The sequence below is a fragment of the Embleya sp. NPDC055664 genome, assembly GCF_053618075.1.
Window position 1 is genome coordinate 1 of sequence record NZ_JBSHGZ010000054.1, and the last position, 11,675, is coordinate 11,675.

The following is an 11,675-nucleotide window of genomic DNA, read 5'->3' on the forward strand; positions in this document are numbered from 1 at the left end:
CTTCACGTCCGATGGATCGTCAATCCTTGTGATCGTGCACCGTGTTGGTCTCCTGGATCTTCTTCCAGGACTTCGGCTCCGGTGCCACGTCCGCGGTGGCCCTCGGCGTCAGACTCGGCTTCGCCGTACTCGGCGCCGCCACTCCGGCCGACCCCGCCGCGGGCTTCGACGGCGTGAACAGCCAGGTGGTGAACAGTTCGGCCAGCGGCTTGCCGGAGATCCGCTCCGCGTACGCCTGGAAGTCCTGGACGGTGGCGTTGCCGTACCTGCGCTCGGTCGGCCAGCCCTTCAGGATTTGGAAGAACTTCTCGTCCCCGACGGCGTTGCGCAGCGCCTGCACCGCCACCGCGCCCCGGTCGTAGACCGCGCCGGCGAACTGCTGATCCGGTCCCGGGTCGCCCGGCTTGATGGTCCAGAACGCGTTGTCGGCCGGGTAGAGGTTGTAGACGTAGTCGGCCAACTCCTGGGCCGTGCCCTCGTTTTCGTGCTCGGACCACAACCACTGCGAATACCGGGCGAAGCCCTCGTTGAGCCAGATGTCGCTCCAGCGCCGCACGGACACACTGTCCCCGTACCACTGGTGGGCCAGTTCGTGCACCACGACGGAGGTGTTGGCACCGCGGGCGAACTGCGCCGGGCTGTAGAAGATCTGGCCCTGCGTCTCCAGCGCGTAGCCGGTGGGCACGTTGGGCACATAGCCGCCGACGGTGCCGAACGGGTACGGGCCGAATCGGCCGCTGAGCCAGTCGACCAGCTCGCCGGTCCGCTCGACACTGGCCTGCGCCGCGCCGGCGTTGTCGCCGAGGTCCCTGCTGTACGCGGTGATGACGGGCAGTCCGCCGGGGGTGGTGTCGGTGCGGATGTCGAACTTGCCGATCGCCACCGTGGCCAGGTAGGTGGCCTGCGGCTTGGTCTGCCGGTAGTTGTAGCGGGTCCAACCGGCCCGCGAACTCTGCGTCGAGGTGCCGTTGCTGATCACCTGGGTGCCGTCGGGCACCAGCACGGAGACGTCGAACGTGGCCTTGTCGGTCGGGTGGTCGTTGCTCGGGTACCACCAGGCCGCGCCCTCGGGCTCGTTGGCGGCGATGCCGCCGTCGGGGGTGCGCAACCAGCCCGACACGCCGCCGCGCAGGACCGTACCGGGGCGGTCGGCGTAGCGGACGACGACGGTGATCGGGCTGCCCTTGGTGATCACCCGGGCGGGGGTGATCTCCAACTCGTGTTCACCGGTGGCGGCGAACGTGGCGGGGCGGCCGTTGACCAGCACCTCGTTCACCTTCAGCACGAAGTCGAGGTTGAAGCGGGTGAGGTCCTGGCCCGCGGTGGCCAGGATGGTGGTGGTGCCCTCTAAGTCGTCGGTGGCGGGCTGGTACTTGAGCCGGATGTCGTAGTGCGAGACGTCGTAGCCGCCGTTGCCGGCGGTCGGGTAATAGGGATCGCCGATGCCCGGGGCTCCCGGGCCGGCCTGGGCGGCGGCCGAGGCGGAGGCGGGGACGGACAGGAGCAGGGCGAGCGCGCCTGCGGCGGCAGAGACGGTCAGCCTCGTGCGCACAGTGGTCCTCCACAGGGTCACTGGGAAAACGGGTCGGATCGATCCTTGTCCCGCCGGACCCCGTGCTACGCCCGAACGCTCGGATGTTCACGGGAAGAAAGCAATGCGAAATGCCGGCGCCGGGGCGCACCCGATTCCGGTGGCACGGAACCGGGCCGCCAACGTCCTCGACGTTCCTCGGAACGATCACGGCCAACCGACGGGGGCACGACATGACGGATCGGCGAGAGGGTGACGGACTCGTACCGAATCGGCGTGGCACCGAGTTGGCGATGCTCGGCTTCGCGGTGCTCGCGGGCCACGATCCGGAGCGGGACGGGCCGCTCGCGGAGGAGGTCGTACGGGACACCTGGCTCGGGTTCGCGCCGGCGGACGAGGACGAGGACGGCGAATGGTGGGGCCGACTCGGGTGGTCGTCGGCTGCCTCGAAGCACGACGGCGCCGCTCCCGGGTACGGGAAGCGGCGCCGCGCGTGACGTCAAAGCCGGTGAGGGGGCCGCCTCACGGCGGAAGGCACACCGTGGCTCCAGCCGAGCGGTATTCCACGGAGGCAATGGTTGGGCCCGGGGGCACACCCTCACCGACGACCATCACAACCGACACCGCCCCGGAATCATTCCCCACCACCGAGCCGGGTCGGCGGCCGTGGCTACTTACGCCAGAACAGGTGGTGCACCACGCCGCTCGGGCTGGGCACGACATCGAGGTGGAACCGGTCGAGCAGCTCGTCGGGGGATTCCCACAGGCGCAGTCCGCCGCCCAGCTTCAGCGGGGAGACCGCCACATGCATCGTGTCGACGAGGTCGGCCTCCAGGAATTCCCGAATGACGGTGACCCCGCCGCCCAGTCGCACGTCCTTGCCCTGCGCCGCCTTGCGCGCCTTGTCGAGAACCGTGGCCGGGTCGCCGTCGACGAAGTGGAACGTGGTATCGGAGAGCGTGAACGAGGGACGCTCGTGGTGGGTCATGACGAACACCGGCGTCCGGAACGGGGGCTCGTCCCCCCACCAGCCCAGCCACTCGTGGTCCCGCCAGGGCCCACGCTGGGGCCCGAACTTGTTGCGGCCCATGATCTCGGCACCGATATTGCGGTCGTAGTCCCGCGTGAAGTAGTCGTCGAGCCCCCGGCTGCCCCCGGGATCGGTACGCATCCGCCAACTGGCGGTCGCCCCCGCCCAGGCGAACAGCCTTTCGGGATGATCATATCCGAACGGGCGTTCGAGACTCTGATCCTCGCCGGCACCCACGCCGTCACTCGACACGGCGAAATTCTGAACCCGCAACAGCTGAGCCACGTTTTCCTCCTGTGATGCCTTCAGGCTTGCGCCTCGGTTTCACGGATGGATCGGAGCCCACATCCCGTTCTCGACATCGAGCCACGGATTCTCCGAAAAATCTTCCGAACCCGCCTCACGATCGCATCTACGCGCCTTCGCCGCGCGGGAGGAGTCCGAAGCGCTGGGCAACAACCCGAGTGTCGTCATCGACCGTGAACCCGGGATCGTCCATCGCCGCCCGCATCTCGGGGCCGTGCCAGAACTTCTCGTGGTTGGCCCGCCACTGCGCGATCGAGGTATCGCCCTCACCCTCGTCACGAACATGCGACCAGTCGACATCCGCCAGTCGCAACACGCGGACCTCGATGATCTCGATGACACCGACACCGCATCCCCCCGAATCGACGACCGTGTAGCGATCCCCGACCCGCGGAAGTTCCTCACCCGCATGCTCGTAGTCCGCGAGCACACCGGTGGTACTGGTCTTCGTCCCATCGAGCACGGCAGCAACAAGCGCATCACGCAGCGGCCCGGGAAAGGCAAACTCGATGGGCGGATACTCGAACACGTCGACCATGCCCCCACGCTACGGCAGGGGGTTCACGGACGCAGTCCCGCCGCGCGAAACCGTTGGCGCCTTCGCGCCATGCGCCGGCGAAACCAAGCGCAACGGGGTGGCCCGGCCCCGTTCGGGCGGATGTCACACCTGCTGTGCGATCATCCGGTTCGTCGGTTGGGTGGGGTGCGCGTGAGGGGGCAACTCGGGTCGGGCGGTTGGCGGATCGTTGGCGGGAGCGTACCGGGGGCGAGGCCGGTGCGTTGTACCGGAGCGGGCTTGGGTTGCTGTTGGATCGCCGGGACACGGAGGCGGAGCCGTTGTTGCGCGAGGCCATGCGCTTGACGGTCGAGCGCGACGGACCGACGGCGCACACCACGTTCGTGTGCAGATTGGACCTGGGCAGCGCGCTGTCCAAGCGCGGCCGGCACGAGGAGGCCGAGGCACTGATCCGCGAATCGTTGGCATACGCGCAGACGGCGCAACCGTCGGGGGACGAGGAGATGCGTGCCCGCGCGTATCTCGTCCATGCGCTCGTCGTCGCCGGGCGACCCAAGCCGGCGGAGGCCGAGTCCCGCACCGTGATCGGACTGCCGGTCGGGCACCCCTCCCCGTGGTGGTACGTCGCCAACTGGCACCTGCGGGCCCGGACGTTGGCCTCGCTCGGGCGTCCCGGCGAGGCCCTGGAGATCGCCGAGCGCGTGATCGCCTACGCCGTTCGGCGTCCCACGGTGCGCTATTGGGAGCGGGGCGCGCGAATTCTGCGTGCGGAACAGTTGGGATACCTGGGTCGCCACTCGGACGCCGAGCGGGAGTGCCGGGCTGCCCTGGGTTCGTTGGACGGCGCCGACGAACGCACGGCAACGCAGACTTCCGTGGAGGTAGGGCACGTTCTGGTTCCGGCGTTGCTCGCCCTGGGGCGTCGGATCGAGGCCGAGGCGTGCGCTCGATCGACGGTCGATCGAGCCGCGTCGCATACCGCGACGTGGCGCGAGTTGGCCGTCGCGCACGCGAACCTGGCCGTGTGCCTGAACGCGGACGCTCGCCACGACGAGGCCCTGGCGCAGATCACCGCGGCCAGAGCGGTGTTCGCACGCACCGGACCGGCCGACCGGGACGGCAGCACGGCGCTGATCACGAACGCCGCGGCCGGCGTGCTGATCGGCCTGGGCCGATACGCCGACGCGCAGGCCGAATCCGACGCCGCGCTGTCCCTGGGTGCCCGCGAGCTCGGGCCCTTCCACCACCGCACCCTCGAGGCGGGCACCGCCCTGGGCACGGCACTCGCGCGCGAGCCGCGTCGTCACGCCGAAGCCCGGGACCGCCTCCGGATGGCCGAGGCGGCCTGGCGGACCCACTTCGGCCCGGAGCACCCACGAACGGCCGCCACCCGCAACGTACTTGCCGAACTACGGGATATTCCGCCGCAATCCGACCCGGACTGAGCCGCCCGAAGCACCTGCCCGGAGCCGGGCTCGGAGGTTCGCACACGCGGCGGCTGGAGGCGGGGCGCTAACGCGTGAGCCAGGTGCGGGCGGCGGATACCAGGGTTTGTACTCCGGTGGCCAGTGTGGGGTCGAGGGTTGGGGCGAAGTGGGGGGAGTGGTTGGTGGGGATGTTTTCCGCGATCCGGCCTGCCGCTTGGGCCTCTGCGTACAGCGCCGGGTCGGTGCCTCGGACGAACCAGTACGCGGAGGGGATGCGGCCGCCGTCGGTCAGCAGGCCGAAGTCCTCGCTCGCCGGGATCAGCGGCGCCGCGACCACGCGCGCCGGGTCGAACTGCGCCCGGAACGCCGCGAGTACCGCCTTGCCGACCCGCTCGTCGTTGACCAACGCCGGGAAGCTGTACAGCAGTTCGACCTCCGGGTCCGGCGCCCCGGACGTGGCCGCCTCGCCCCGCACGATCCGCTCGATCGCCGCCAGTGCCCGGTCGCGGACTGCGGGGTCGAACGAGCGCAGGGTCAGACCCAGTTCGGCCTCGTCGGGAATGATGTTCTCCTTGGTGCCGGCGTGCATCGACCCGACGGTCAGCACCACCGGGTCGGTCGCCGCCACCTCCCGGGACACCACGGTCTGCAGGCGCATCACGGTCGCGGCGGCCAGGACCACCGGGTCCACCGTCGCCTCCGGCCGCGAGCCGTGACCCCCCTTGCCGCGCAGTCGGATCCGGATGGCATCGCCGGCGGCCATGGTGACCCCGTCGCGGTACCCGATCCGGCCGGCCGGTCCGGGACCCACGTGTTGCCCCAACGCGACCGCCGGCGTGCCGAATCGTGCGTACAGGCCGTCGTCGAGCATCGCCCGGGCCCCACGGCCGATCTCCTCCGCGGGCTGGAAGACCAGTAGCACCCGGCCCGACCAGTCTGCGAATCGACCGGCCAACTCGGTCGCGGCACCGATCAGCCACGTGGTGTGCAGATCGTGGCCGCAGGCGTGGGCGACCCCGTCCCTCGTCGACGCGTACGGCAGACCGGTCTTCTCGGCGACCGGCAACGCGTCCATGTCGGCGCGAAGCAGCACGGTCGGCCCCTCCCCCCGGGCCAACACGCCCACCACGCCGGTGCCGCCGACCCCTTCGACCGTGTCGCAGCCGAGCGCGCGCAGGTGTGCGGCGACCAGGGACGCGGTGCGGTGCTCCTCGAAGGCCAACTCGGGGTGCCGGTGCAAGTCCCGGTATACCTCGGTGAGTTCGTTCAACAGGTCGGGTGATGTGGAGATCATCGTATTCCTTCCGTCGGGTCGGCGCGGCACGGTTCCGATGCTAGGGTGTGCGGCCTCGTTTGACTGAGTGAGCACTCATTCATTAGCGTCGAGCACGTGACGGACACCACAAGCAGGGCCACTCGGCGGCGGCGCGCGCCCTCCCTCGAACCCGAGGAGCGGCGGGCCGCCATCATCGCCGCCACCCTCCCCCTCCTCCTCGAACGCGGCGTATCGGTGACCACGCAGCAGATCGCCCGAGCCGCCGGCGTCGCCGAAGGCACGATCTTCAGCGTGTTCCCGGACAAACACTCACTCGTCCACGCCGCCGTGCTGAGCGGTTTCGAGCCGACACCCATCGTCGCCGCGATCGCCGCGATCGATCCGAATCCGGACCTGCGCGACCGGCTGAGCGCGGTGATCCGCGTCATCGCCGACCAACTCGTCGCCACCGAACCGCTCGTGGCCGCGTTGCGCACCCAGAGCGTGCCGGCGGAGGTCAGGGAACCGTTCCTGGCGGAGGTGGCGCGCTACCGGCAACGCCTCGTCGCGGCGGTCGCCGAGGTGGTCGAGCCCGACCGCGACACGCTGCGCCGCCCGCCCACCATGGTCGCCCAACTGGTGGTGGCGATGGTATTCGCCACCACCCGCGGCACGTTCGGCCTCGGCGACGCACTCGACACCGACGAGATCGCCACACTGCTCCTCGACGGCCTGCTCGTGCGCGAGCAAGCCCCCGAGCCGGCCCCCGCACCCACCCCGACCCTCGACCCGACGCGCCAACCACCCCGGTCGACCAAGCGGGCGCGACGCTGATGTTATTGCGCCTGTTACGCAACCACCTGCGCCCCTACCGCCGTTCCCTGACCCTGCTCCTGCTTCTACAGGTCGGTCAAGCCGTCGCCGCACTGCAACTGCCCAGCCTCAACGCCGATTTGATCGACAACGGCGTGCTCACCGGCGACAACGGATACATCCTGAGCATCGGCGGCGTGATGGCGGCCGTCGCGCTGGGCCAGATCCTCTGTTCGATCACGGCCGCCTATCTCGCCGCCCGGATCGCCACCGCCCTCGGCTACGACCTGCGAGCGGCGGTCTTCGATCGGGTGTTGTCCTTCTCCGCCCAGGAAGTGAACCGGATCGGCACCGCGTCGCTCTTCAATCGCACCACCAACGACGTGCAACAGGTGCAACTCCTGGCGCTGCTCACCGGCACCCTGCTGGTGCCCGCGCCGATCGTGTGCGTCGGCGGCGTGGTCATGGCGCTGCGCCTGGACGGGCCGCTGTCCGGCCTGTTCGCGGTCGTCATCCCGGTACTGGTCGTCATCGTGGGTGGCCTGGTCGGCCGGATGCTTCCGCTGCACCGGGTGGCCCAGCGGCGGCTCGACCGCACCAACGGCATCCTGCGCGAACAGATCACCGGCGTCCGGGTCATCCGGGCGTTCGTCCGCGACGACCGCGAGCGACGCAGGTATACCGCCGCCAACGAGGAACTCACCGAGGTGTCGCTGCGCGTCAGCCGGCTCACGGCGGTGATGTTCCCGATGCTGATGCTGGTCATCTACGTGTCCAGTGTCGCCGTGTTGTGGTTCGGCGGGCACCGGATCTCCGGCGGGTCGATGCAGATCGGCGCGCTGCCCGCCTACCTGTCGTATCTGATGCAGATCCTGATGTCGATTCTGTCGGCCACCTTCATGTTCACCATGATTCCCCGAGCCGAGGTGAGTGCCGAACGCATCCAGGGCGTCCTCGGCATCGAACCGATGTTGCGGGCGCCGGAACACCCCCTGACCGCGCTGCCCCGCGTCGGTGAAGTCGAGCTGTCCGCCGTGGAGTTCCGCTATCCCGGCGCCGATTCGGCCGTCCTGCAGGGCATCGACCTGGTGGCCCGACCGGGCACCGTCACCGCGATCGTCGGCGGTACGGGCAGCGGGAAGACGACCCTGCTGAACCTGGTGCCGAGGCTGATCGGGGCGAGCGCGGGCACGGTCCGCGTCGGCGGCGCCGACGTACGGGAGTTGGCACCGGCGCTGCTCGCGGCGCAGGTCGGGTACGTACCGCAGCGGCCGTTCCTGTTCTCCGGCACCATCGCCGACAACCTCCGGCACGGCCGGCACGATGCCGGCGAGGCCGAGATGTGGCACGCCCTGGAGGTCGCGCAGGCCCGGGAGTTCGTGGAACGGCTCCCGCAGGGACTCGATGCCCCGGTCACCCAGGGCGGCTCGAACCTGTCGGGTGGGCAACGCCAACGGCTGGCCATCGCCCGGGCGCTCATCCGTCGGCCGCCGATCTACCTGTTCGACGACTCGTTCTCCGCCCTCGACCACGCCACCGAGGCGGCGCTGCGTACCGCGCTCGCCGACGAGACCGCCGAGGCGACCGTGCTCGTCGTGGCGCAGCGGGTCGGCACCATCCGCGACGCGGACCACATCCTCGTGCTGGACGAGGGACGTGTGGTCGGCGCCGGTACGCATGCCGAACTGCTCGAACGCAACGCCACCTACCGGGAGATCGCCCTGTCCCAGACCAACGACCAGGAGGCGGCGTGAGTATCGGGAAGCCCGGCGACCCGGCGCGGCCCACCGTGCCGCGCGCGCCCCTGGCCGGTGCGGTCGGCGCCGGACGGGCGATGGGCGGCGGGATGCCGCCGGCCAAGGTGCTCGACCTGCGCGGATCGATCCGCCGCCTGGCGCGCACCCTGCGTGCGGACCGCCTGCTCATCGCCGCGACCGCCGGCTGCGCGGTGGTCGCCGTCACCCTGGCGGTGCTCGGACCGCTCATGCTCGGCAAGGCCACCGACGTCATCGTCACCGGGCACATCGGCGCCGAATTGCAGCCCGGCGTCGGCAAGGCCGACGCCGTCGCCCACCTGCGGGCGACCGGGCACGACCGGCTCGCGGACCTGGTGTCCCCGCTGCCGGTGTCGCCCGGCCACGGCATCGACTTCACCCGGCTGGGCTGGGTCCTGCTCGCGGCCCTGCTGCTGTACCTCTTCTCCGGGGTGTTCGGCATCGTGCAGGCCCGATGCACCGCCCGGCTGGTGCAGCGCATCGGCTTCCGGCTCCGTGAGGACGTCGAGGCGAAACTCTCCCGGTTGCCGCTGAGTTACTTCGACCGGCAGTCGCGTGGCGACGTGCTCAGCCGCGCGACCAACGACATGGACAATCTCACCCAGACCCTGCAGCAGACGCTGAGCCAGTTGCTCACGTCGGTCCTGACCATCGCCGGGGTGGTCGCGGTGATGTTCTGGGTGTCGTGGCTGCTCGCGCTGGTCGCGCTGACCACGGTCCCGCTGTGCCTGATCGGCGCCGCCCGGATCGGCCGCCGGGCACAACCCCACTTCGTCGAGCAGTGGGCCACGACCGGCCGGCTGAACGGACACATCGAGGAGACCTATGCGGGCCACTCGGTGGTTCGGACCTTCGGGCTGCAGGAGGAGGTGCGGCAGGATTTCGACCGGCACAACCGGGAGTTGCGTCGGGTCGGCTTCCGGGCGCAGTTCGTCTCCGGGACGATCCAACCCACCATGCTGTTCCTGGCCAATGCCAACTTCGTCCTGGTCGCGGTAAGCGGCGGGCTGTTCGCCACCGCCGGCATGGTCACCCTGGGCGGCGTCCAGGCATTCGTCCAGTACTCCCGCCAGATGAGCCAGCCGATCACCCAGATGGCGACCATGAGCAATCTGCTCCAGTCCGGCATCGCCTCGGCGGAGCGCATCTTCCAACTCCTCGACGCGGAGGAGCAGTTGCCCGATCCGGCGCAACCGGTGCGACCGGGGGTGCTCCGGGGCCGCATCGTCTTCGAGGACGTCTGCTTCCGGTATACGCCGGACGAACCGTTGATCGAGCACCTGTCGTTCACCGCCGAGCCGGGGCAGACGGTGGCGATCGTGGGCCCCACGGGCGCCGGGAAGACGACCCTGGTCAACCTCCTGATGCGCTTCTACGACCTCACCTCGGGTCGGATCACCATCGACGGCGTGGACATCGCGACGATGACCCGCGAGGACGTACGGCGCAACATCGGGATGGTGTTGCAGGACACCTGGCTGTTCCGGGGAACCGTCGCCGACAACATCGGGTACGGCGCGCACTGCCCGACGGCCGAACACATCGAGGAGGCGGCGCGCGCGGCGCACGTCGACCACTTCGTGCGCGCCATGCCCGACGGCTACCGCACGATGCTGGACGAGGCGGGTACCAATCTCAGTGTCGGCGAGCGGCAACTCGTCACCATCGCACGCGCGTTCCTGGGCGGGTCGGGCATCCTGATCCTGGACGAGGCGACCAGTTCCGTGGACACCCGTACCGAGGTGCTGATCCAGCGGGCGATGAACACGTTGCGCACCGGGCGGACCAGTTTCGTCATCGCGCACCGGTTGTCCACGATCCGCGATGCGGACCTGATCCTGGTGATGGAGGGGGGTCGGCTCGTCGAGCAGGGCACGCACGAGGCCCTGTGCGCGGCCGGCGGCGCCTATGCGCGGCTGCACGCGGCGCAGTTCGCCGGGGCGGATCGGCGGCGCGACTGAGGCTGTCCGAGGCCCTGTTCGGGGACCTGCGCGGAGCCCTGCGTGGGCCCCTGCATGGGGCCCTGCTCAGGGCATCCCACCGGCAGCCGCCACGTGGACGACCTGCCCCGAGGCAATGCCGGCCCCGTCGCCGGCCAGGAACGCCACCGTGGCCGCGAGTTCGGCCGTCGGCGCAGGCCCGCCCGGCGCGGGCGGACCGGGCGCCGGCGGCAGGATCTCCCCCGCCGCCGCCCGCACGCCCCGACCCACGACGACGAGGTGGGCGGTGACGCCGAACGCGTCGGCCTCCAGCGCCAGCGTCCGGGTGAACCCCTCCAGTGCGGCCCGCACGGTGGCGTTCTCCTGCCCGTCGGCGGCGTCCGGCATGTCGACCACGGTGACGATGCGCCCGTACCCCTCCCGAATCATCGGGTCCAGCACCGCCCGGCTGATCAGGAACGCCTCCCGCAGCGGTCCGCCCACCTGCCCGTCCCAGTCACCCGCCGCGCCCGGCGGCCCGCTCGGCAGCGCCCGGACGACGTGCAACAGCAGGGCAGGCGGCCCCAGGTGCACGTCGACGTGATCCACCGCCCCCTGCACCGAATCGGCCGCGCCCGCGCATACCTCCACGGCCAGCGCCCGCCGACCCGACCGCCGCGCGCACTCCACGGCCCCGGCACAGGCATCCGCGGACGGACCCAATACCGCGAGATCGAATCCCGCGTCCGCCAGCCGTGCAGCGAGCGGATCGCCGGCCCGGCCCGCCCCGGAAATGATGCCAACTGCGGCCACGGCGGCCTCCCCCCAACAGTTCGGAGGCGGGAGCCTAGCAGGGCAAATGGCGCTGTCCACCGCTGAGTTCTCCGCCGACCGACCCGCCGTGCGCACCGCGACGCCTACGGGTCGCATCGGTCTGGACCCCGTCGCCGACCCTGCCTAGACTCGGCGAATTCCATCGGGATCCCGCAGCGGCACGGTTCCGCTTCCAGCGCCGATCCGACAGTCTCTGCCCTGCTCGCCGCCGCACCCCGGTCCGGCGCCGCGTGCCGGCCCGAAGCCCGGCACCGCGACGGAATACCCA

General features: G+C 70.5%; 10 protein-coding genes. 5 read left to right on the forward strand and 5 right to left on the reverse strand.

The window, feature by feature from the left end:
* Positions 1–19 precede the first annotated feature (19 nt).
* Positions 20–1,552, reverse strand: coding sequence for a M1 family metallopeptidase (locus ACWGR4_RS44930; RefSeq protein WP_380007473.1), 1,533 nt, complete (start codon positions 1,550–1,552; stop codon positions 20–22).
* A 212-nt stretch (positions 1,553–1,764) separates the two neighbouring features.
* On the opposite strand from ACWGR4_RS44930, the gene ACWGR4_RS44935 reads away from it, so the two are divergent.
* Positions 1,765–2,028 (forward strand): hypothetical protein, encoded by a 264-nt coding sequence (locus tag ACWGR4_RS44935; protein WP_452130444.1) that lies wholly within the window; start codon positions 1,765–1,767, stop codon positions 2,026–2,028.
* A gap of 173 nt (positions 2,029–2,201) precedes the next feature.
* Here ACWGR4_RS44935 and ACWGR4_RS44940 read toward each other — a convergent pair whose 3' ends face one another.
* Both ACWGR4_RS44940 and ACWGR4_RS44945 read right to left on the reverse strand, forming a co-directional pair.
* Positions 2,202–2,798 carry a dihydrofolate reductase family protein gene (locus ACWGR4_RS44940; protein ID WP_380008049.1) on the reverse strand — a complete coding sequence of 199 codons (597 nt, stop codon included), beginning with the start codon at positions 2,796–2,798 and terminating at the stop codon, positions 2,202–2,204.
* A 175-nt stretch (positions 2,799–2,973) separates the two neighbouring features.
* Positions 2,974–3,405: an ASCH domain-containing protein gene (locus ACWGR4_RS44945; protein ID WP_452130443.1), complete on the reverse strand. Its 432-nt coding sequence runs from the start codon at positions 3,403–3,405 to the stop codon at positions 2,974–2,976.
* Between the two features lie 134 nt (positions 3,406–3,539).
* On the opposite strand from ACWGR4_RS44945, the gene ACWGR4_RS44950 reads away from it, so the two are divergent.
* The gene (locus ACWGR4_RS44950; protein ID WP_452130442.1) at positions 3,540–4,829 is read left to right on the forward strand and encodes a tetratricopeptide repeat protein; all 1,290 of its coding nucleotides are present in this window, start codon (positions 3,540–3,542) and stop codon (positions 4,827–4,829) included.
* Positions 4,830–4,896: 67 nt separating this feature from the next.
* Here ACWGR4_RS44950 and ACWGR4_RS44955 read toward each other — a convergent pair whose 3' ends face one another.
* Positions 4,897–6,105 carry an amidohydrolase gene (locus ACWGR4_RS44955; protein ID WP_452130441.1) on the reverse strand — a complete coding sequence of 403 codons (1,209 nt, stop codon included), beginning with the start codon at positions 6,103–6,105 and terminating at the stop codon, positions 4,897–4,899.
* Between the two features lie 96 nt (positions 6,106–6,201).
* On the opposite strand from ACWGR4_RS44955, the gene ACWGR4_RS44960 reads away from it, so the two are divergent.
* From ACWGR4_RS44960 to ACWGR4_RS44970, 3 genes are all read left to right on the forward strand, one after another.
* Positions 6,202–6,900 carry a TetR/AcrR family transcriptional regulator gene (locus ACWGR4_RS44960; RefSeq protein WP_452130440.1) on the forward strand — a complete coding sequence of 233 codons (699 nt, stop codon included), beginning with the start codon at positions 6,202–6,204 and terminating at the stop codon, positions 6,898–6,900.
* Complete coding sequence (locus ACWGR4_RS44965; protein WP_452130439.1) at positions 6,900–8,633, forward strand: ABC transporter ATP-binding protein; 1,734 nt, start codon at positions 6,900–6,902, stop codon at positions 8,631–8,633. The genes ACWGR4_RS44960 and ACWGR4_RS44965 overlap by 1 nt, the downstream gene beginning before the upstream one ends.
* An 80-nt stretch (positions 8,634–8,713) precedes the next feature.
* Positions 8,714–10,615: an ABC transporter ATP-binding protein gene (locus ACWGR4_RS44970; RefSeq protein ID WP_452130445.1), complete on the forward strand. Its 1,902-nt coding sequence runs from the start codon at positions 8,714–8,716 to the stop codon at positions 10,613–10,615.
* A 66-nt stretch (positions 10,616–10,681) separates the two neighbouring features.
* Here the strand turns inward: ACWGR4_RS44970 and ACWGR4_RS44975 are convergent, their stop codons facing one another.
* Positions 10,682–11,386, reverse strand: a complete 705-nt coding sequence (locus tag ACWGR4_RS44975) for an SDR family oxidoreductase (protein ID WP_452130438.1) — start codon at positions 11,384–11,386, stop codon at positions 10,682–10,684.
* Positions 11,387–11,675: the final 289 nt, after the last annotated feature.

What these genes read in the sequence shown, in the direction of transcription:
- ACWGR4_RS44965 (WP_452130439.1), top strand. Translation starts at nt 6,900, where the DNA reads ATGTTATTGCGCCTGTTACGCAACCACCTGCGCCCCTACCGCCGTTCC.
- ACWGR4_RS44955 (WP_452130441.1), bottom strand. Translation starts at nt 6,105, where the DNA reads ATGATCTCCACATCACCCGACCTGTTGAACGAACTCACCGAGGTATAC.
- ACWGR4_RS44945 (WP_452130443.1), bottom strand. Translation starts at nt 3,405, where the DNA reads ATGGTCGACGTGTTCGAGTATCCGCCCATCGAGTTTGCCTTTCCCGGG.
- ACWGR4_RS44935 (WP_452130444.1), top strand. Translation starts at nt 1,765, where the DNA reads ATGACGGATCGGCGAGAGGGTGACGGACTCGTACCGAATCGGCGTGGC.
- ACWGR4_RS44970 (WP_452130445.1), top strand. Translation starts at nt 8,714, where the DNA reads ATGGGCGGCGGGATGCCGCCGGCCAAGGTGCTCGACCTGCGCGGATCG.